Below are 20609 nucleotides of genomic sequence, written 5' to 3'. Positions count from 1 at the left end.
AAGTCAGGCGCTAATTTTATGAATAACGATGATTTATTCTTTAGATTAAAGATACAATTAGTATCGGTTTAAGGCGTAAGAATTAAAAACCAAGTTTTTGAAAAGGTTGATTATTTTTTAAGTACTAATTATTACCTTGAGGCATCATAAAGTTAAAATAAAATTAATGAATGAAGTTGAAATTTTGCCAATTGCTGAATAAATAATCAATAAGATGTAGGTTCTCTAGATTCGAAATAAAGAAATCCAGAATAAACAGCTATTCCGGATTCCCTCGCATTTCAGGTTGCCAAAACCGCATTCAGAACCTGTTGTTCAAGTTCGGCAAATTTCACATTCTTTTGTCGTGGACGTGGCAGATCAACTTTGAACTCTTTGGCAATATGGCCTTTATCTAGCAGGATAATCCGGTCAGCGAGTTGTACGGCCTCACTCACGTCGTGGGTGACCAGAATCGCGGTAAAGCCTTGTTCAGTCCATAATTTTTCAATCAGGTTCTGCATATCCAGACGGGTCAAGGCATCCAGTGCACCAAGTGGTTCATCCAGCAGTAAAATACGCGGCTTATGCGATAAGGCGCGTGCCAGGGCAGTACGCTGACGCTGACCACCAGACAGTTGTGAAGGCCAGAGCCCGGCTTTCTCTTTTAAGCCGACTTTCTCCAGCATTTGTGAAGCATTGTCATGCCGGTCTTTTGGTAGGCCGAGTTGCACATTCTGTTCGATGCTCCGCCATGGCAATAAACGCGGATCCTGAAACATCACACGGATATCATCAGCGGTAATGCCTTCACGGATATGACGCGCAGACTTGAATTTAATTTCGCCATAGCTCTGTTTTTCAAGATCGGCAATCAGACGGAGCAGGGTACTTTTACCACAGCCACTACGTCCAACAATCGCCAGAAATTCACCCGGCTGAATATGCAGGTCCAGATCTTCCAGTACCTTCACTGAGCCATAGAACTTGTGCAGCTGTTCAATAATAATTTCGGCACCCGCAACGGTATTGGGATTGATATCGGTTGCAGCAGGCTCCTGCACTGCAGTCGAATCATTGGCAAGACGCCCTAAGCTGAGATCAGTCATCACATGCTCCTCAATATTTTTTCAATTATTTTTGATAGCCAGCATGCCAGCGCAGCAGGAATCGTTCCAAGGCTACAGCCAGGACATCTGCCAGTTTACCGAGCAGGGCATACAGTAAAATACCTACCAGTACGATATCGGTTTGCAGGAATTCACGCGCGTTCATGGTCATATAACCGATACCGGACTGGGCAGAAATCGTTTCCGCCACAATCAGCAGTACCCAGACCAGACCGAGTGAAAAGCGTAGACCGACCAGAATTGAAGGCATTGCCCCTGGCAGGATGATTTCTTTATAAAGCTGCCAGCGAGTCAGACCATAGCTTTTGCCCATCTCGATCAGCTGTGGATCGACTGAACGAATGCCATGATAGGTATTGATATAGATCGGGAAAAACACACCAATGGCCACCAGAAACAGCTTGGCTGATTCATCAATCCCGAACCAGAGAATCACCAGTGGAATTAAGGCCAAAGCCGGAATATTACGGATCATCTGTAAGGTGGTATCCAGCAGGGTAGAAGCTGTTTTGGATGAGCCATTGAGTAGACCCAAAATCAGCCCTAGACCACCACCCACCAATAACCCACTTAGGGCACGACCAGCACTGACTTTGACATGCGTCCACAGCTCACCACTAAGCAGCAAATTCCAGAACGCGATGACTACCGCACTTGGTGCAGGCAAAATGCGGCTTTCCAGCAAACCGGTACTTGACGCGATTTGCCAGAGTAGAATTAATCCGACAGGAACTAACCAAGGCAGCAAACGCTGCCCAAGCTGTGTTCCACGTGAAACCTTTTTTTCTGCGAGGGTTTCAACTGAAACGACTTTCGACATTAAGCTGGCTCCTGAACACTCTCAGCCTTCTTGTTCTCATCTGGAGTGTAGTTATTTGCCACAATCTCACCGAATGGACCAGTCAGGTTTGGCTGAGCCAGTTTTTGTTGAGTTTCTAATGGAAGCAATGGGAATACCAGTTCCGCAAAACGGATGGATTCTTCCAGATGTGGGTAGCCTGAGAAAATGAAGGTATCGATACCTAGATCAGCATATTCCTGAATACGTGCTGCGACAGTTTCTGGATCACCTACAAGCGCTGTACCTGCACCACCACGTACCAGACCTACACCTGCCCACAGGTTCGGAGACACTTCGAGTTTGCTACGGTCGCCATTGTGCAGCTCAGCCATACGACGTTGGCCGACAGAGTCCATTTGCTTGAATTTCGCTTGTGCAGCAGCAATGGTGGCATCATCCACATACTGGATGAGCTCGTCTGCTGCTCTCCATGCTTCTTCATTGGTTTCACGCACGATCACATGCAGACGGATACCGTAGCTCAGCTTGCGACCTTTCGCTTCAGCTTTGGCACGGACATTTTCAATTTTTTCTTTGACTGCTGCAGGCGGTTCACCCCAAGTCAGGTAAGTGTCGACCTGATCAGTGGCCAGTTCAACGGCTGCATCTGAAGAACCACCGAACCAGAGTGGTGGATATGGTTTTTGGACTGGTGGATAAAGCAGTTTGGCCTCGTCCACACTTAAGCGTTCACCATGGAAAGTGAAGCTTTCGCCTGTATGTGAACGGGTCAGGATTTCACGCCAGATGGTAGTGTATTCAGCCGCAGTCTTGTAGCGTGTTGCATGATTTTCATAAACGCCGTCACCTTTTAGTTCTTGCTCATCACCACCCGTCACCAAGTTCAGCAATACACGACCACCAGACAGACGGTCAAAAGTTGCAGCCATACGTGCAGTCAGGGCAGGCGTAGTAACACCTGGACGCAGCGCGACGAGGAATTTCAGTTTTTTAGTGGCATCAATCAGGCTGGCTGCAGTTAACCATGGATCTTCACATGAACGGCCAGTCGGGATTAATACACCTTCATAACCAAGATTATCGACCGCAACCGCAATCTGCTTCATATAGGCATGATCGACCTGGCGTGCACCTTTGCTGGTACCTAAGTAGCGGCTGTCGCCATGAGTGGGGATAAACCAGAAAATTTTCATGTAATATTCCTTAAATTAAATGATCTTGTTTGCTCATCAATGTGTGGCCGCTGGCGACCAGATCTGTTGCTGGACGCTGATGGTTTTGGGAATCAGTTGAACCTGCTGGAAGAGATCGGCAATATTCTGTTGGGCTTTGATCACTTCCGTCGTTAATGGTTGTACCGGCGAAGGTTTAAGACGACGCTCAAATGCAATCTTCGCTACATCCGGTTTCAGACCGGTACTTTTCTGATAAATATCTAGGGCTACAGCCTGGTTTTTAAGAATCCACTGGTCAGATGCATTTAAAGCCTGGATAAACTTGCCGGGACTATCCGGATGCTTCTGAATAAATTCGGGGTTGCCGATGTAAAAGGAATAGGTTTGCGGAAAATCACTGGATTCAATCAGTACCTTAACCTGGCTGTCGAACTCGGCTGCACCCAGGAAGGGATCCCAGATTGCCCAGGCATCAATGGCTTTTTTATCAAAAGCAGCACGTGCATCCGCAGGAGGAAGCCAGACGGCGTGAATCTCTGACCAGCTTAAGCCGGCTTTTTTCAGGGTTTTGGCCAGAAGTTCATGCGCGCTCGAACCTTTCTGAACCGCAATCCGCTTTCCTTTCAACTGTTGAATGTTTTGAATAGCACTGTCTTTCGGCAAGACCACAGCTAAAGAATTCCCCGCCACTTTTTCAAAAGCCACATAGCTCAGGGCTTTATCTGCCGCCTGTGCAAAAATAGGTGGGGTATTTCCCACATAGCCATAATCCACTGCCCCGACTGCCAGTGCTTCCAGCATTTGTGGGCCTGCCGGAAACTCTTTCCATTCAATTTTGGCATTGGGAAATTGTTGTTCTAATAGCTTTTCATCGCGTGCCACTAGCAGATTTAAGGCTGATTTTTGAAAGCCAATTGCAATGCTTTGTACCTGTTGTGCTGCTTTGGTGTCTGCAGCAGTCGTTTGTTGTGGTTCCTGTTTCTGGCAGCCAGTCAGACTAAAGCTCAATAGCGCTAAGCTGATATAAGAAACTGTTTTTATATGACTCATCTTTATTCTCGAATTATTCTGCTGTTATTTAATAATTGCTGCATCAATATTCAGCTTTTGTGGAATCAGTTGCTGGCCATAGAAGGCATCAGCCACTTGTTGTTGTTTTTGTGCCACTTCGGGAGTGAGTGGTTTTACCCCAAAGCCCATGCGTGAAATAGACGTTTTCAATACATCAAATGCCAGACCTGTTGGTTTTTCCAGAAGTTTGGCTGCTTCATCCTGATGAGCAGAGACCCACTCAGTGGTCAGATTGAGTTCATTCACGACAGCTTCAATAATTTGTGGGTTGGCTTCAGCAAACTTGCGATCTGCCAGATAGAACTGATGGTTACTGACGATGTTCTCCCCCGTGGCGATGACACGCGCACCAATCTGATTTTCTGCTGCAGCGAAGAATGGGTCCCAGATCACCCAGGCATCGACAGCACCGCGTTCAAAAGCGGCACGGGCATCAGAAGGTGGCAGGTAAACTACTTCGATATCGCTGAGTTTCAGATTATTGGCTTCAAGGACTTTAAGTAGTAAGTAATGAACATTTGAGCCTTTATTTAAGGCAACACGTTTGCCTTTCAGATCCTGTACAGATTGAATTTTCGAGTCTTTTTGTACGATTAGCGCTTCAGCTTTCGGTGCTTCAGGCTGATTGGCCACATAGACCAGATTTGAATTCGCTGCTTGAGCAAAAATCGGTGGCGCTTCACCAGCTTCACCAAAAGATACGCTGCCGACATTCAAGCCTTCAAGCAACTGAGGACCAGCCGGGAATTCAACCCATTTCACATTCACGCCTTTTTCTTTTAATGACGTTTCTAAGGTGCCACGTTCTTTTAAGATCGGCAGTACGCCATATTTCTGGAAACCAATATTCAGGGTCACGGCTTCTTGTTTCTTGTCACAGCCAGAAAGCATCATCACGCCAGCCACCGCAGCACTGAGAACCGCAGTTTTTGTGAATAATTGAATGTGTGATTGGCGCATGAATCAGAACTCCTGAAAATTTAGAAATGTGAAATGAAGAACTTAGGCATACGCTAAAGCTTTTTACTTTTCTAAAAAAATAACTATTCAGGAATTTCTAATGAATAAAAAAGATAAATAAAAAAGTGCAAAACTTATGCAGGAAAGTGATTTACATATTAATTTAGGAAGAAAGAGTAATTAATATAAGATAATGAAATATAAAATTATTTATTCTAAATAAAGTGGCCAGATATGCTTATTAGAAAATCAGCAATAAGATTTTTATACTGAATGCAGGTTTTATGAATATCGTTATCTAAAATAAAAATATGAGAGCGCATAAAAAAAGTCACTTTAAAGTGACTTTTTACAGACAATTGAATTGCGCTGATAATTATAAAAAGCCTGTCGGGCATCAGGCAAATCATCTACTGATGCCGGTTCAAAGCCCTGTTCCAGAAACCAGTGTGCAGTACGGGTGGTTAGAATAAACAGTTGCTGAATACCCAGACTTTTGGCCTTATCTTCCAGATAATGCAGAATCTGGCTACCGCGGTTAGATTGACGGTAACTTGGATCTACTGCAACGCAGGCGATTTCTGCAGAACGCAGTTCATTGCCCGTAGTTGGAATCGGATACAGGGCAGCACAGGCCAGAATCATGCCATCACGCTCAATTACGGCGAACTGGTCAATTTCATTTTCCAGACGCTCCCGCGAACGGTAAACCAGAATACCTTCTTCTTCCAAGGGGCGGAGCAAACGGATCAAGCCACCGACATCTTGAATGTCGGCCATACGCACTTCTTCATAATGCGCATCGGTGATCATGGTGCCAGAACCATCCCGGGTGAACAGTTCTTCCAGCAAGGCGCCGTCATAGGTATACGAAATTAGGTGAACGCGATTGACGCCATTTCGGGACGCTTCCTGAGCGGCCTTGAGCTGGAGCCGAATTTCAATATCCTGTTCATCAGAAAGAATATAGTCATCCAGTTGATGTGGGGTTACTTCACGTTTTAACTGGCCCTTACTATCGAGCAGACCATGCTGTCGACCCAAGATAATCAGTTTATCGGCTTTAAGACGAGTCGCAGTTTTGGTTGCGACTTCCTCAGCTAGAAGGTTAAAAACTTCACCTGTGGTTGAATAGCCGGTCGGACCGAGAATCACAATATTATGATTGTCCAGATGACGTTGAATCGCATCGGTATCAATGGCCCGAACTTCACCAGTTAACTGAAAATCGACCCCGTCACGGATGCCATAAGGTTTGGCTGTCACAAAATTTCCTGAAACGGCATCAATGCGCGCACCATACATAGGTGAGTTGGCCAGTCCCATCGACAGTAAGGCCTCAATCTGTAAACGGATCGATCCTACTGCATTCAGTACACAACTTAAGGATTCACGAGTCGTCACCCGACGCTGCTGGTGGAAAGGGGTCTCGAAGCCACTCGCAGCCAGATTCTGGTTAATCTGCGGGCGTGCGCCATGCACCAGAATCAGCCGGATTCCTAAAGAATTGAGCAGGGCAATATCATGAATGATGTGCTGAAAGTTGTCATTCAATACCGCTTCACCATCAAACATGATCACAAAAGTTTTATTGCGATGAGCATTGATATAAGGCGCAGAATGGCGAAACCAGTGCACATATTGCAAGGTGTTGCTCGGTGAGGTTTCTGCTGCAGTCATAGCTGTGCCTATTTCAACATTTAAAGATCTAGCTTTGATTCTAATGAAAAAATACTGAAGTGGAAGTACAGATATAAAAAAACACCTGAAGCGAGCTTCAGGTGTCTGCTAGAAGGGCAGAAAAGAGAATGATTAGTTGATGATTCGAACAATCTTGTCGTTACGATCGTTGACAAGTACATAGTCACCATTGATTTTGTACCATTGCTGGTTTTTACCTGCTTTCGGCAGACGGCGTGCTTCATAGCCACTGACTTCAAAGCGACGGTTGTCGTACTGGTTTGGTAGTTTTTGACCTACGCGCCAGTCACGGCTTGGGTTAACCCCACGGTTGTTGTAACGACGGTCATCGCGGCGATCCTCCCATTTTTTCGCATCTTTATGATCCCAGTGCTGTGCTGGTTTATGCGGTGCATAACGTGGATCATGATGCTGCGGTGCTGCCATTGCAGAAGTAGCCACCAGCGCACTAAGAGATAAGGCAATTGTAGTTAAAACTTTTTTCATGGCTCTCACCTAAAAATCTCTACATGTTTTTCGATGAGATTAAATTAGCGAATAAGTGGATAGAAAGCGTGAGGCCAGTTTAGTGGAATTGTTAAGTTCATGAAGGAATTTAGGAGATTAGCCACGATTAAAAGGAAAGCTCTAAAATAAGAAAAAGCCTAAAAAGGCCCATCCGAAAAATCAAAAAGCCCAAACGAGGTTGGGCTTTGCATCAGGTTTTGAATCAGTCTCCGATGATCCGGACAATACTGTTATTTTCAGAGTTCACCAGAATGTAGTCATTGTTGACTTTGTACCATTGCTGCTTACGGTCTGGTTTAGGCAGTTTATGATCCTTATATTCGACCTTGTAGCCATTACTGCGATAATGCTGCGGCATGACATAGCCAGGCTGCCAGCGTAACTGTTGCAGACGTTTAACACCACGTTCTTCACGCATACGACGTTTATCATACTGGTCTTGGTGATCGTCATGGAACTCACGCGCTTTCTTGGCCTGATGATGACCCGGACCCCGTTCCATACGCTGTTCATCATTGAAATGAGGGGCAGCGTTTGCAACATTTGCCAGCATGAATGCACTGCAGGACATCGCTAATGCTACCAGAACCTTTTTCATGTTGAACCCTCATTCAATTGTTCATTTTCTACAGTAACTAATGTATGGAAAAATTGCAGAGAAACTGTGAAGAACTGGCTGAAGTTTTATATCAATTACAGAGAAATTATGATTATGCCATGATTTTACATAAGCTTAGGATGCACTTCAGTCAGTTGACCAGTTATGCCCAGCCCCATTGGCATTTCAGCAAAACTGGGATCAAGATGCAAGCGCAATGTCCTGAATTGTGTATCAAAACCGTCTCAAATTAGTGGAAAAAATATTCTTTTTAAGCGAAAGATCTTGATTTGGTCATTGCAATTTTTCAATTCCACTGTTCCGTTAAACCCTGTAAGGACTGAATGGCTTCAGCCACAGACTCTGCCTCGACTGCATCTTCTAAAGCCAAAATCAGGGCAGTTGATAACTGCAAGTTTTCAATACGACGAATAGTTTCAGTTTTACGTTTTTGGTCTGCCATTTAATTTTCCTTCGCTTTGATTTAACTTGAAAAGCATTATAAAAATTTTATATTAATTTGGAAAACCGAATAATTTTATATTATTGATTTGTTAAAACGATTTATGTCTGTTTTTTAAAGAATTTAAGGATAAAAAAAGAGCATCATCTGTAAATGTGCTCTTTCGGGATCTAATGAACGATCTTAATAGGCATAGTTCAGATCAGTATAGTCACTTAGGGATTTCTGTACATGTGCCTGAATAAAAGTACGCACATCTTCTGCTGTCATTGCTTTGCCCTGATTGCTGATCACATGTTCAATTTCAGGCTGACCTTCGATCTTGATGCGATAGACAAAGTGTTTCGCTACCTGATAACGATCGTCCAGCTTTTCGATACCCGTCACATAATGATAGGAATGTTCAAAATTCAGATCGGTATGGGAAAAGACAAATTGGTCAAACAGTTTCAGTTTATGACCATTTTCGAGTGCCTGAATGTCGTCGACAATGCTGGCATCAAACTTCATGCCGTATTTTTCAGAGATCGGCTGCTGATCGACCAGCAGAGAGACCATGCCATCTTCCAAAGTCGTCACGGTGATGTTGTTTAAGTCAGTCATGTTGCACTCAAATAAAAATCTGTTGGCGCTAGTATAGGGGAATTTGCAGCGAACTGAATAAAGACAGTATTGTAGAAATAAGAAAGGTCTGGCTGATTCAGTCTGAAATCTGGATGAATTGGGCAGAAGAATAAGCCAGCTTTCAAATGGGTCTTATCTTTATAGAGTTTAAAACAAACAAAAAGCCAATGCGGACATTGGCTTTTAAATAGGTGTCAATTAAAGATTAGTCCTGCGCATCAATACTTTGACCGTTCATATGCAAGCTATCTTCACCCATCAGGTACAGATAGGCTGGCATGATGGAATCCGGTGTCGGTAAGGTTTTCGGATCTTCATTCGGATAAGCCTTGGCACGCATTGCGGTACGTGTAGCACCCGGATTGATACAGTTAAAGCGGATATTCGAATTGACCCGTTCTTTGGCAAATAACTGGCTCACTGCTTCAATGGCAATTTTTGAAACTGAATAAGCGCCCCAGCATTCCCGGGCTTCGCGCCCTACACCGGAACTGGCAAAGACCACAGAAGCGTGTTTGGATTTTTCCAGCAGGGGTAACAGGGCTTGGGTAATCACAAAAGGCGCACGAAGGTTAACCGCCATGACATCATCCCAGACATTAACCTGATAATCTGCCAGTGGTACTCGCTCGCCTAAAATACCGGCATTATGCAAAATCCCGTCTAAACGGCCAAACTGGCGATCGAGCGTGTCGAGCAATAATTCATAATCACGTTCAGAGGCACTAGATAACTGTAATGGGAGAATGGCAGGTTGCGGCGCACCCAAGCTTTCAATCTCATCATAGATAACTTCAAGCTTGTTTAAGGTACGCCCGTGCAGAACTACAGTTGCTCCATGCAGAGCATAGCTGATTGCTGCTGCACGACCAATGCCATCGCCCGCACCCGTGATCAGGATGATACGATCTTTTAACAGATCGGGGCGAGGTTGATATTCTGAATGCTTCATTATCTACCTCCTCATTATTATTGTTAAGTGTCTTCAGTAGTTTCAGGAATCAAGACAGGACACTTGGCTCGCTCAAGACCAGTTTTTGAATGTGCTGATGTAACTCATTCACTGTATTCACTATATAGTCGGCTTGCCAAGCTGTTAAGTCATCTTTGTATTGCAGTGGTAAATAACCGTATGCTGCCAGTATGGTATACATCTTGGCATTGCGGCCTGCATCAATATCACGTGGATGGTCCCCGACATAGATGCAGTCCTCTGCAGCCAGCTGTAACTGCTGAGCAGCCAGATACATCGGCTCCGGATCTGGCTTGGTTCGAGTCACATCTTCCGGACAGACCAGTACGGCACAGCGCTCGGTCAAGTTTAAAGCTTTGAGTAAAGCTTCGCTCAACCAGCGCGGTTTATTGGTCACGATTCCCCAAGGGATATCATTTTCCTCTAATTCTTCAAGTAAAGGATACATTCCGCTGAACAGATCTGTATCTACTGCAATATCTGCACCATACATATCCAGAAAACGCTGGCGATGGTCCAAGAAAACCGGGTCTTCCAGTTGCAGTTCTGGATAGACCAGCTTGACCATGGCTCGAGCGCCTTCTGAAACCTGGGTGCGGATCAGATCAGCTTCCACCACGTCACGGCCAGCTTCGCGGCACATATGCTGGATAATCCGGATAAAGTCAGCCGCGGTATCAATTAAAGTACCATCGAGGTCGAATAGAACAGCCTTCATTGGGTGGCCTCTTGCGCGCTTTCTTTAACGGTATACACCATATAGTTTACATCGACATTCGGTGCCAGCCAGTAACGCTTGGTCAGCGGGTTATAATGCAGACCAGTCATATCTTTCAGTTTTAAACCGGCATTGCGGATGTCATGTGCCAGTTCAGACGGCTTGATGAATTTACTGTAATCATGTGTACCTTTGGCCAGCATACGCAGGATATATTCTGCACCGATGATCGCAAACAGATAAGATTTTGGATTACGGTTAATGGTCGAGAAGAAGACATGGCCACCCGGTTTGGCCAGTTTATAACAGGCCTGAATAATAGAGGCTGGATCAGGTACATGTTCCAGCATTTCCATACAGGTCACGACATCGTATTGACCGGCTTGTTCTTCTGCGAGTTGCTCTACTGGAATCTGACGGTATTCAATATTGCTGACACCTTCCTGCTCGGCATGGATGCGTGCCACATTCAGTGGCGCTTCGCCCATATCAATGCCCAGCACCTGAGCACCACGGCGCGCCATGCTTTCTGACAGGATTCCACCGCCACAGCCTACATCCAGCACTTTCTTGCCGCTCAAGCCACCAGCATGTTCATCAATCCAGTTGAGACGCAGGGGATTAATCATATGCAATGGGCGGAACTCGGAATGCTGATCCCACCATATAGCTGCAAATGCTTCAAACTTGGCAATTTCTTGTGGATCAACATTCAATTGCGACATCGGTGTCACCTCAATCAGTCATGATTATTTAAAATTTAAGTTCGCCCAGAGGCGGTATAAACAGATTTAACTTCTTGTAAATCAGTACACTTGTTTAGTGTAGCGATTCTGAAAAAAAAAGCGATAAAAGCTGTAAAAAAGTTCACAGAATAAAAACGAAACCGGCATAATTACTTTATAGTGAAGCCATAAATTAGACATAATGATTTAGAGGACGATAATCCCAATGAAAAAATTTATTTTAGGCACTGTAGCCGCATCTGTTTTGGCATTTTCTGGCAGTGCAATGGCCGCCAACTTTGTAGCAGGTCAAGACTATCAAGTCCTGGCGAATCCAGTAAAAGTTGAAAAGCCGGGGAAAATTGAAGTCCGTGAATTCTTCTGGTATGGCTGTGGTCACTGCTATTCTCTTGAACCACACATGCAAAGCTGGTTAAAAAAATTGCCTAAAGATGTACGTTTTGTACGTACCCCAGCCGCGATGAATCCGCTATGGGAACAGGCAGCTCGTGCGTATTATGTGTCTGAAGCTCTAGGTGTTCGTCAAAAAGCACATTTGCAGCTATTCCATGATATTCATGCGAAGAAACAGCCAATTCTGGAACAGGCTCAATTAGCCAAGTTCTATACCCGTTATGGTATTTCTGAAGCGAAATTTAATACCACTTATAAATCATTCCCGATTTCTTCAAAAATCGCACAGGCCAAAAATCTGGCTGCGACTTATCAGTTAAGCGGTGTACCAGCGGTAACTGTGAACGGTAAGTATGTAGTTCAGGGCGATGGTGCCAAAGTAGTTCAAGTGGTAAATTATCTGGTTGAGAAAGAGCGTAAAGCTAAATAACACCAGATCTGCATGAATCTAAAAACCTGCATCTATATGTGGGTTTTTTATATCAGGATAAAATTGAACTGCGAAATAGATTTCACTCAGATGAGATCTCAGGCTTGAGATAAAATTCCACGAAATAACAGTTCTAACTGCTTTAGGCTTTGGGCTTTGAAGTCATTTATCCGAGTTTGTCGCAGTTCAGGATCAGGCTGTGCCTGAAGCTGAATCCAGCCCATAGCCCAGTTTAATGCGAGAGGAACCAGAATCTGTGCCAGTGCAGTTAACTCGGCTGGAGAAGGAGATTGCTGGGTGGCTGGAATCTGTTCCAAGGTATGCCGCAAGTCTTGGGTCAGATAATGAATTTCCCGCTCAATCCCTTGTCTGAGAATATTGGAACCGCCCCAACGTTCGGCACTGACAAATGTCCAGGCTTCGGGATGAGCATCAACTGCCTGAAAAAACAGTTCGATCTTAGATGAAAGCTCATCCAGAGAAAAATCTGCAGATCCCAACTGATTCAGCACACCTTTGAGATGAATTGACACCTGATCCAGAAGTTCCAGTCCCAACTGATCCATATTCTGAAAGTGTCGATAAAATGCGGCAGGCACCAGTCCGACTTCATGAGTGATTTCGCGCAGGCTGATGCTGCTAAATGCATGGCCACGGCTGCTCAATGCCAGGGTAGCATCGAGGAGGGCCTGGCGGCTTTGGTGCTTGCGTTCTTCACGTAAAGACATAGGGATTTTCCTTCCGTAGATCTGCAGTTTAGCAAAAAACACCTGTCCATCGCAGTAGAGCAGATGGACTGAAAAATCTATACAAGCGAGGCATGCCCAGTGATTTTGTAAATGATCTGTCGTCTGTTCCAATCTTGGCGGAGGCTTCTGTTATACTGAGCCGCAATTATTTTTAGTCAACAGCAGGACCTATTATGCGTATCGACCAACGAGCATTAGATCAATTACGTGAAGTGAAAATTACCCGTAACTATACACGTTATGCGGAAGGTTCCGTATTGGTTGAATTTGGTCATACCAAAGTGCTGTGTACTGCCAGTGTGGACAGCTCTGTACCACGTTTCCTGAAAGGTCAGGGCCAAGGCTGGGTAACAGCAGAATACGGCATGCTGCCACGTTCAACACATACCCGTAGTGATCGTGAAGCTGCTCGTGGCAAACAAAGTGGCCGTACTCAGGAAATCCAGCGTTTAATCGGTCGTAGCCTACGTTCAATGGTCGATCTGAAAAAACTCGGTGAAAATACCATTACCATTGACTGTGACGTGATCCAGGCAGATGGTGGTACCCGTACTGCATCAATTACGGGTGCAGCCGTAGCATTGATTGATGCCATGAATGTATTGCTTGAGAAAAAGAAAATCAAACAGGACCCACTTAAAGGCCTGGTAGCAGCAATTTCTGTAGGTATTTTTAAAGATGAAGTCCTGCTGGATCTTTGCTATGAAGAAGATTCAAACTGTCAAACTGACTTGAATGTCGTGATGACCCAAGCAGGTGAATTTATTGAAATCCAAGGTACTGCTGAAGATAAGCCATTTACTCGTGAGCAATGCAATGACATGCTAGCCATGGCTGAAAAAGGGATTCAGGAACTGATCAAGAAACAGCAAGAAGCTTTGGGCTGGTAAGTCTTTCAAGCTGTAAAAAACGCATCTTCGGATGCGTTTTTTATTATAGCTACACATTGCCTGACAAAAGATGAACAGGATCTGTCTACTGTGTGACCCCTGTTTTAAGCGATGATCTTTCAACCAAATCTCATTCAGAGGGTTATAACATGAAAATATGGTTGATGGCTTTTTCAGTATTTGCTGTACTGGGTTTAACTGCCTGTGACTCGAATTCTCGTGATGAAAACCGCGATGGTGCAAATATGGAACGAGGAAGTGATACCAATTAACAGAGTAGAGGCCATTCAACCTCTATGATTTATATCCTTGAGAATAAGAAAAAGGGTGCTATGGCACCCTTTTTAAATAATAAGACTTTAACCATTAAAACGCATCGATAGGTCAATAGCCTTCACATCTTTGGTCAATACGCCCATCGAAATATAATCTACGCCTGTACTCGCCACTTCACGTAAGTTCTCAATGGTGATATTGCCTGAAGCTTCCAGTTTGCAACGGCCAGCCACATGTTTGACCGCATCAATCATTTGCTGCTGACTGAAATTATCCAGCATCACGATATCAGCCTCGGCTTCTAGGGCCTGATTCAGTTCATCCCAGGTTTCAACTTCCACTTCCACCGGTTTACCCGGTGCAATCTGGTGTGCCTTGGCAATCGCCTGGCGAATGCCACCAGCCGCCATAATATGATTTTCCTTAATCAAGAAAGCATCGAATAGGCCCAGACGGTGATTCTGACCACCACCGATAGCGACTGCATATTTTTGGGCAATACGTAAGCCTGGCAGCGTTTTACGGGTATCTAAGAGCTTGGTATTCAAACCTTCCAGCTCTTTGACATAGTTTGTCGTTTTGGTCGCAACTGCAGACAGCGTCTGTACAAAGTTCAGAGCAGGGCGTTCTACAGTCAGCAAGCTACGTGCAGAACCGGCCAGTTTTAGAAAAGCTTCATTGGCAGCGACATGATCGCCGTCATTTTTTAGCCAGATCACTTCTACACTCGGATCATAGGCCTGAATCAAGGCATCGACCCAAGGCTGACCAGCAAGAACCATTGTTTCACGGCTAATAATCGTGGCAGTCGCCTGTTCATCTTCAGGAGTCAGCAGGGCTGTAATGTCACCATCGCCAATATCTTCGGAGAGTGCCTGTTGAATATTGATCTGAATCGACTGTTCTAGCAAAGCCTGAGATATGCTCATGAGTATTTCCGTATCTTTTTTAGCCGTGAAAAATTGTGCGTTATCTTAACACCGTTACATTAAAATGAGCGATTTTTCATACAGCCTGCCGGGATGAATTGAGATTTGCCTATGAAAGTTTTAGCATTAAGCCGGCTGCAATCCTGATATTGCAGATTTTATTTTTGTACAGGACAGTTTTATGCAACAGGCAGCTGAGTTTCAAATCCGGGACGGGCAATTGCTCGGGGCACGCCAGATCCCTTCTCCAAATTTTAATCAGCGGCCTGAACATACCGACATCCAGTTACTGGTGATCCATAACATCAGTCTGCCACCGTCACAGTTTGGTGGTGGTTATATTGAACAGTTTTTTCAGAACCAGCTGGACTGGTCAGTGCATCCGTATTTTCAGACTGTTGAAGGCATGCAGGTATCTGCACATCTGCTGATTTTACGTTCTGGTGAAGTACTGCAGTTTGTGAATTTCAATGACCGGGCCTGGCATGCAGGTCGTTCCAGCTATCTGGCCAAAAAAGAATGTAATGATTATTCCATCGGGATTGAACTGGAAGGCAGTGATGACCTGCCGTTTGAACAGGCACAATATGATGCCTTGGTCAAAGTCACCGCCTGTTTACAAAACTATTATCCAAAAATGCAGCAGCATATTGCCGGACATTCGGACATTGCACCGGGACGTAAAACCGATCCGGGACCGTATTTTGACTGGTGTGCTTTTCGTGCCCAGTTACAACATTATAAGAACCCATGACCCTTCAGGAAGTCATGTGATTAAGCAATGAACTTCTTTTGCAAGTTTCATTACAATAGGCCCAAATTAATTATTAGGTGAATAGGATGGCGCTTTGGCGTTCGACCGTAATTGTCAGTGCGATGACCATGTTATCGCGGGTTCTGGGATTGGTCCGGGATGTGGTTTTACTGAATGTATTCGGTGCCGGTAAAGATTTCGATACCTTCGTGGTGGCATTTCGCATTCCAAACTTTTTCAGACGGCTATTTGCAGAAGGGGCATTCTCCCAAGCCTTTATTCCGGTACTGACAGAATATAAAACCAGCCGTACCCATGCTGAAGTGCAGATCCTGATCAGCCGGGTCTTTGGCTGCCTAGCTACCTTCATGACCACCCTGACCATGATTGCCATCATTGCCGCACCTGTGATCATGTATATCTATGCGCCAGGCTTCCATGGCGATGAAGCAAAGTTTGCGCTGGCCACAGACATGTTCCGTCTGACCATTCCATACCTACTGTTTATGTCATTGACGGCTTTTGCCAGCAGTATTCTGAACAGTTATGGCTCTTTTAGTACGCCAGCCTTTGCTCCAGTTTTATTGAATATTGCCATGATTGCCGGTGCGCTCTGGCTCACGCCTTTTATGGCAGAGCCGATTATGGCGCTAGGCTGGGCAGTCGTGATTGCCGGGATTTTGCAGCTGGCAATCCAAATTCCAGAGTTATGGCGTAAAAACCTGTTGATTCCACCGAAAGTAGACTTCAAGCATGAAGGGGTGGATCGCATCATGAAACTGATGCTACCCGCTTTGTTTGGCGTATCCGTCACCCAGATCAACCTGTTACTGAATACGGTTTGGGCTTCTTTCATGCAGGACGGTTCAGTGTCCTGGCTGTATAGTGCTGAACGGATGACCGAGTTACCATTGGGTCTGATTGGCGTGGCAATTGGTACCGTGATTCTGCCGTCTTTATCCACTCAGCATACAGAAAAGAATCCGGAAAAATTCCGTGGCATGATGGACTGGGCGGCGAAAGTCATCGTACTGGTGGGTTTGCCAGCCAGTATTGCCCTGTTCATGCTGTCAACACCGATTATTCAGGCATTATTTGAACGCGGACAATTCACTTTTGAAGATACCCAGATGACTGCCTTGGCACTGCAATGTATGAGTGGCGGTGTGATTGCCTTTATGCTGATTAAAGTCTTTGCTCCCGGCTTTTATGCCCAGCAGGATACCCGTACACCGGTACGCGTCGGTTTAATGGCAGTAGCAGCCAATGCAATTCTGAACGTGATCTTTATTGGTTTCTTTAAGCTGATTCATTGGGAAGCGGAACATATGGCGCTGGCACTGGCTTCGACCGGTTCAGCCATGGTCAATGCGGGTCTGCTGTATTTTTATCTGCATCAACGCAATATTTTCCGCTTTGGTGCACACTGGAAAAAAATCTTCCTGCAATTCATGTTTGCCAATGTGGTGATGATTGCAGCTTTGGCCTATGCACTGAGCTGGTACAATGGTGATGTATCACAGTGGATGCGTGTACTGGAAGTACTGATTTTATGTGTGGTCGGGGTAGTGGCGTATTTGGCCGCATTGGTCGCTGCTGGTTTCAGACCACGCCATATCAAACCGTAATCCATTTTGGGCGCATAAAAAACAAGAGCCAAATGGCTCTTGTTTTTTCTGTAGGAAACTTTTCCTTAAGCAAAAATCAGTCGCTAGACCTTGCCGCGAGAAAGGAAACCAACAATGGCAAGAATAACGGCAATCACCAATAAGATAATCGCGAAATCCTTAGATAAGCCTGCTACTCCACCGAAACCAAGTAGACTGGCAATTAAGGCAATCACAGCAAAAATAATAGCCCAGCGAAACATATCAATTCTCCATGTGTTTTTATTCTCAAATCCAGTATAGGAATATTCGATTTTGGGCACTGTTAGTGTTTTGTTGATGTACTGTCTCTGATTTAACAATAGTTTACGTGATATTAATAAGATTCACGTCCCTACATTTCCTTTGTTGAGACTTGGTATAATAAGCTGATTTTTACCATAGCCGTTTTGATTATGTCTGATGCCTTACGTCCATACTTCTGGAAAAAATATAGTCTCACTGAGCTGACACCAGAAGAATGGGAAGCGCTTTGTGATGGTTGTGGGCTTTGCTGCCTGATCAAGCTGGAAGATGAAGACACCCACGAAGTTGCCTATACCAAAGTGGCTTGCAAATTACTGGACTGTAAAACTGCCCGCTGTTCGGATTATCCGAACCGGCTGCAATATGTGCCCGATTGTATCCAGCTAACACCTGAGAAACTGGACACCATTCACTGGTTGCCATCAAGCTGTGCCTATCGCCGAGTTGCTGAAGGGAAAAGCCTGCCATCCTGGCATTATCTGAAGACAGGTTCACGACAAAGCGTAATTCAGGCCAAAAAATCTGCTGCTGGTCGCTGCTTAAGTGAAGTCGATATTGATGAAGATGAAATTGATGAATATATCGTACGCTGGGTGCGCTAGCTGTTAGCGCAATCCAACCTCGTCAAATGATTAAATAAAAAAATTAAGCTGCCTGTTGTAGCAGTTGCTGTGCTGAAGACCCCGACATAGGTCGGTAAAAATAAAAACCTTGTCCGATCTGGCAATCACAATTGATTAGCGTGTCCAGTTGTTCAGTATTTTCAATACCCTCGACCAGTACATCCAGAGAAATACTGGAACCAATCTGGGTAATGGCTTTGACAATGGCCAGCGCAGACGGATCATTGTTCATGCGTTCTACAAAGTTGCGATCAATCTTGATGCAGTCGACCGGATATTCCTGTAAACGGGTCAGGGAAGAATGACCGGTACCGAAGTCATCCAGAGAAATATGAATTCCATGTTTTTTTAGCAGGTTTAGTGCCCGGATCACATAATTGGCTCCGCCTTCGGATAAGCTCTGCTCGGTAATTTCCAGTTCAACCTTATGTGCAGGAATATCGAATCGGGATAGACGAGCCAGGAATTTCTCAGCATAGTCATCGCGCAGGAATTCAACTGGAGCTGCATTGATTGAAATTGGCAGTATATCCAGACCCTCGGCTTGCCAGCGGCTCATATCCTCAAAGACTTTTAGCTGCATGGTTTCACTGATGCGCGAAGCTAAATCATAGTCCTGGAAAGCAGAAAAAATATGAGAGGGTAACTGGATCTGATGCTGTTGATCCTGCCAACGCAGTAAGGCTTCGAAACCAATCACCTCACCATCAGAAAGGCGAACCTTAGGCTGATAATAAGGAATAATCTGATCCGCATGAATAATCTTGCGTGCCAGCGTCAGTTGTTTGGTCATGTTTTCCAGTGACCTGAACATCTCCTGATTAAACATGCGAATCCCGCCACGACCACTATTTTTCAGATCATTCAGGGCAATATCGGCACATTTCAGCAGGTTGGAACTATTCTGGGCATCACGCGGATAAACGGTACAACCGATACTCATACCGATACTCATACGATGGCCGACATAACTCACTGGTTGTTCCAGTTGGGCATAGGCCAGTTGTGCAGTATTAATCAGCTGGGCTTCGTTTTCCAGGTTTTTGACTAAAATAGCAAACTCATCGCCACCCAGACGGGCAACGACTATATTATTGGAGCCAAAACAGGCCTGAAAACGCTTGCCCAAGACATGCAGCAAATGGTCCCCGGCAATATGACTCAAAGTGTCATTGATATGCCGGAAATAGTCTAGGTCGATCAGGAGCAGGCCAACCATTATTTGCTGTTGCTTGGCTTTTAGCAGTACCTGTTTAAAGGTCTTATAAAAGGCATTGCGGTTATACAGTCCGGTCAGCTCATCACGCTGAATTACGGCTTTTAAACGGCTTTCAACTATTTTTTGCTGACTGACATTGCGTGAAACACACAGGATATTTTGGGGAATATTATTTTCGTCCAATACTGGAGTCAGTAAATGATCCCAGTATTGTGGGTCCTCATTCTCCGTCTGGGCTTTTTCTACAAAACGGCTATTTAAACCTTGAGCAGCCTGTTTTAAAGCGCGTTGTCCGGTTTTTTTAACTTCAGCGGGTAACAGGCTTAACCATGAATGCGGGGCAGGCTGCTGTTCAGGATCAATCCCTAACTTATGACAGGCTGACTGATTGATATGACGGATTTCGCCTTGTGGAGACATCACTTTAATACAATCGACACTGGCATCCAGCATGTTTTTCTGGGTAGAAATCACCTGAGACAGTTGTTGCTGAATCTCAAAATATTCATGGATATCGGTCAGTGATACCGACCATTGCAGCAGATGTTCTGCTGTATGCTGAAACTTGATGGCCAAGGCACACATACGGTAGCTGGAATCAGCCGATTTAATCCGGCACTGGGTATTAAAGCCTTGTTGCTGATTCAGGCCAGCATGCCATTGCTCAGAAAACGTTGGCTGATCATCTGGATGAATCAGGCTTTGCCATTCTTTAGGACCATATTCACTTAAATTGGTACCTAAATAATCCGAAAGTGCCTGATTAAAATATTCAATATTATCCTTGCCCAGCACCCAAAGCGGATGCGGCACATCATTGATCAGATCTTGTAATAATCTGGATTTTGCCTGTTGTTCATTAGAAGATTGTATCAAGGTTGAAATAAGCGAATCAGCGCATTCTGCAGTTGTTCGTCTAGATTTATTATGCTTCATGCATCCCCACCGATACCACCCAAAGAGCATCCAATCAGTTGCTCAAGTCC

At 44.9% G+C, this 20609-nt stretch carries 24 protein-coding genes; 7 read left to right on the top strand and 17 right to left on the bottom strand.

The features are described from left to right. Positions 1-281: 281 nt before the first annotated feature. From RJ01_RS05320 to RJ01_RS05285, 8 genes are all read right to left on the bottom strand, one after another. The gene (locus tag RJ01_RS05320; protein WP_034170280.1) at positions 282-1088 is read right to left on the bottom strand and encodes an ABC transporter ATP-binding protein; all 807 of its coding nucleotides are present in this window, start codon (positions 1086-1088) and stop codon (positions 282-284) included. A 25-nt stretch (positions 1089-1113) separates the two neighbouring features. Then, positions 1114-1929 (bottom strand): aliphatic sulfonate ABC transporter permease SsuC, encoded by an 816-nt coding sequence (gene ssuC / locus RJ01_RS05315; RefSeq protein ID WP_004781365.1) that lies wholly within the window; start codon positions 1927-1929, stop codon positions 1114-1116. Beyond that, positions 1929-3104: an FMNH2-dependent alkanesulfonate monooxygenase gene (ssuD, locus tag RJ01_RS05310; protein ID WP_034170279.1), complete on the bottom strand. Its 1176-nt coding sequence runs from the start codon at positions 3102-3104 to the stop codon at positions 1929-1931. Before ssuD ends, ssuC begins: the two co-directional genes overlap by 1 nt. Before the next feature lie 36 nt (positions 3105-3140). Beyond that, on the bottom strand, positions 3141-4136 hold the full coding sequence (locus tag RJ01_RS05305; protein ID WP_034170278.1) for an aliphatic sulfonate ABC transporter substrate-binding protein: 996 nt from the start codon (positions 4134-4136) through the stop codon (positions 3141-3143). Between the two features lie 24 nt (positions 4137-4160). Continuing rightward, entirely contained in the window at positions 4161-5117 is a 957-nt protein-coding gene (locus RJ01_RS05300) for a sulfonate ABC transporter substrate-binding protein (RefSeq protein WP_034170277.1), read from the bottom strand. Between the two features lie 336 nt (positions 5118-5453). Then, on the bottom strand, positions 5454-6797 hold the full coding sequence (gene argA / locus RJ01_RS05295) for an amino-acid N-acetyltransferase (RefSeq protein WP_034170276.1): 1344 nt from the start codon (positions 6795-6797) through the stop codon (positions 5454-5456). Positions 6798-6929: 132 nt separating this feature from the next. Continuing rightward, positions 6930-7304 (bottom strand): RcnB family protein, encoded by a 375-nt coding sequence (locus RJ01_RS05290; RefSeq protein WP_034170275.1) that lies wholly within the window; start codon positions 7302-7304, stop codon positions 6930-6932. A gap of 223 nt (positions 7305-7527) precedes the next feature. Next, the gene (locus RJ01_RS05285) at positions 7528-7923 is read right to left on the bottom strand and encodes an RcnB family protein (RefSeq protein ID WP_004781371.1); all 396 of its coding nucleotides are present in this window, start codon (positions 7921-7923) and stop codon (positions 7528-7530) included. 44 nt (positions 7924-7967) lie between these two features. Between RJ01_RS05285 and RJ01_RS05280 the strand changes: the two genes are divergently transcribed. After that, the gene (locus tag RJ01_RS05280; RefSeq protein ID WP_034170274.1) at positions 7968-8177 is read left to right on the top strand and encodes a hypothetical protein; all 210 of its coding nucleotides are present in this window, start codon (positions 7968-7970) and stop codon (positions 8175-8177) included. 53 nt (positions 8178-8230) lie between these two features. On the opposite strand, the gene RJ01_RS16355 is transcribed toward RJ01_RS05280, so the two are convergent. The 5 genes from RJ01_RS16355 to ubiG all read right to left on the bottom strand — a co-directional run bounded on the left by RJ01_RS16355 (position 8231) and on the right by ubiG (position 11426). Continuing rightward, positions 8231-8386, bottom strand: a complete 156-nt coding sequence (locus RJ01_RS16355; RefSeq protein ID WP_004781372.1) for a hypothetical protein — start codon at positions 8384-8386, stop codon at positions 8231-8233. Between the two features lie 183 nt (positions 8387-8569). After that, positions 8570-8989 (bottom strand): hypothetical protein, encoded by a 420-nt coding sequence (locus RJ01_RS05275; protein ID WP_034170273.1) that lies wholly within the window; start codon positions 8987-8989, stop codon positions 8570-8572. A gap of 226 nt (positions 8990-9215) precedes the next feature. Then, positions 9216-9962 (bottom strand): YciK family oxidoreductase, encoded by a 747-nt coding sequence (locus tag RJ01_RS05270; RefSeq protein WP_034170272.1) that lies wholly within the window; start codon positions 9960-9962, stop codon positions 9216-9218. Positions 9963-10011: 49 nt separating this feature from the next. Beyond that, on the bottom strand, positions 10012-10701 hold the full coding sequence (locus RJ01_RS05265; protein WP_034170271.1) for an HAD family hydrolase: 690 nt from the start codon (positions 10699-10701) through the stop codon (positions 10012-10014). Continuing rightward, the gene (ubiG, locus tag RJ01_RS05260; RefSeq protein ID WP_034170270.1) at positions 10698-11426 is read right to left on the bottom strand and encodes a bifunctional 2-polyprenyl-6-hydroxyphenol methylase/3-demethylubiquinol 3-O-methyltransferase UbiG; all 729 of its coding nucleotides are present in this window, start codon (positions 11424-11426) and stop codon (positions 10698-10700) included. The genes RJ01_RS05265 and ubiG overlap by 4 nt, the downstream gene beginning before the upstream one ends. 226 nt (positions 11427-11652) lie before the next feature. Here ubiG and RJ01_RS05255 point away from each other — a divergent pair, with 226 nt between their 5' ends. Next, the gene (locus tag RJ01_RS05255; RefSeq protein ID WP_005232804.1) at positions 11653-12270 is read left to right on the top strand and encodes a thiol:disulfide interchange protein DsbA/DsbL; all 618 of its coding nucleotides are present in this window, start codon (positions 11653-11655) and stop codon (positions 12268-12270) included. 98 nt (positions 12271-12368) lie between these two features. Here RJ01_RS05255 and RJ01_RS05250 read toward each other — a convergent pair whose 3' ends face one another. After that, positions 12369-12998, bottom strand: coding sequence for a TetR family transcriptional regulator (locus RJ01_RS05250; RefSeq protein ID WP_034170269.1), 630 nt, complete (start codon positions 12996-12998; stop codon positions 12369-12371). 194 nt (positions 12999-13192) lie between these two features. Here RJ01_RS05250 and rph point away from each other — a divergent pair, with 194 nt between their 5' ends. Both rph and RJ01_RS16720 read left to right on the top strand, forming a co-directional pair. Next, the gene (gene rph, locus RJ01_RS05245) at positions 13193-13909 is read left to right on the top strand and encodes a ribonuclease PH (RefSeq protein WP_004781384.1); all 717 of its coding nucleotides are present in this window, start codon (positions 13193-13195) and stop codon (positions 13907-13909) included. 149 nt (positions 13910-14058) lie between these two features. Continuing rightward, on the top strand, positions 14059-14181 hold the full coding sequence (locus tag RJ01_RS16720) for a hypothetical protein (protein WP_005232802.1): 123 nt from the start codon (positions 14059-14061) through the stop codon (positions 14179-14181). 87 nt (positions 14182-14268) lie between these two features. On the opposite strand, the gene nadC is transcribed toward RJ01_RS16720, so the two are convergent. After that, complete coding sequence (gene nadC / locus RJ01_RS05235) at positions 14269-15114, bottom strand: carboxylating nicotinate-nucleotide diphosphorylase (protein WP_034170267.1); 846 nt, start codon at positions 15112-15114, stop codon at positions 14269-14271. 181 nt (positions 15115-15295) lie between these two features. On the opposite strand from nadC, the gene ampD reads away from it, so the two are divergent. Then, complete coding sequence (ampD, locus tag RJ01_RS05230; RefSeq protein WP_004781387.1) at positions 15296-15868, top strand: 1,6-anhydro-N-acetylmuramyl-L-alanine amidase AmpD; 573 nt, start codon at positions 15296-15298, stop codon at positions 15866-15868. 77 nt (positions 15869-15945) lie between these two features. Then, a complete protein-coding gene (gene murJ / locus RJ01_RS05225) occupies positions 15946-17496 on the top strand; it encodes a murein biosynthesis integral membrane protein MurJ (protein ID WP_171248451.1) in 1551 nt (516 codons plus the stop codon). Positions 17497-17579: 83 nt separating this feature from the next. On the opposite strand, the gene RJ01_RS15760 is transcribed toward murJ, so the two are convergent. Beyond that, positions 17580-17738 carry a DUF1328 domain-containing protein gene (locus tag RJ01_RS15760; RefSeq protein WP_004647174.1) on the bottom strand — a complete coding sequence of 53 codons (159 nt, stop codon included), beginning with the start codon at positions 17736-17738 and terminating at the stop codon, positions 17580-17582. Positions 17739-17930: 192 nt separating this feature from the next. Here RJ01_RS15760 and RJ01_RS05215 point away from each other — a divergent pair, with 192 nt between their 5' ends. After that, positions 17931-18383: a YcgN family cysteine cluster protein gene (locus RJ01_RS05215; protein WP_004781392.1), complete on the top strand. Its 453-nt coding sequence runs from the start codon at positions 17931-17933 to the stop codon at positions 18381-18383. 43 nt (positions 18384-18426) lie between these two features. On the opposite strand, the gene RJ01_RS05210 is transcribed toward RJ01_RS05215, so the two are convergent. Next, the gene (locus RJ01_RS05210) at positions 18427-20589 is read right to left on the bottom strand and encodes an EAL domain-containing protein (RefSeq protein WP_034170265.1); all 2163 of its coding nucleotides are present in this window, start codon (positions 20587-20589) and stop codon (positions 18427-18429) included. Positions 20590-20609: the final 20 nt, after the last annotated feature.

This window comes from Acinetobacter sp. YZS-X1-1, from assembly GCF_000804305.1.
Classification (GTDB): Bacteria; Pseudomonadota; Gammaproteobacteria; order Pseudomonadales; family Moraxellaceae; genus Acinetobacter; species Acinetobacter variabilis.
Note: the sequence above shows the minus strand (reverse complement) of the source record. Positions and strands in the feature narration are given on the sequence as shown.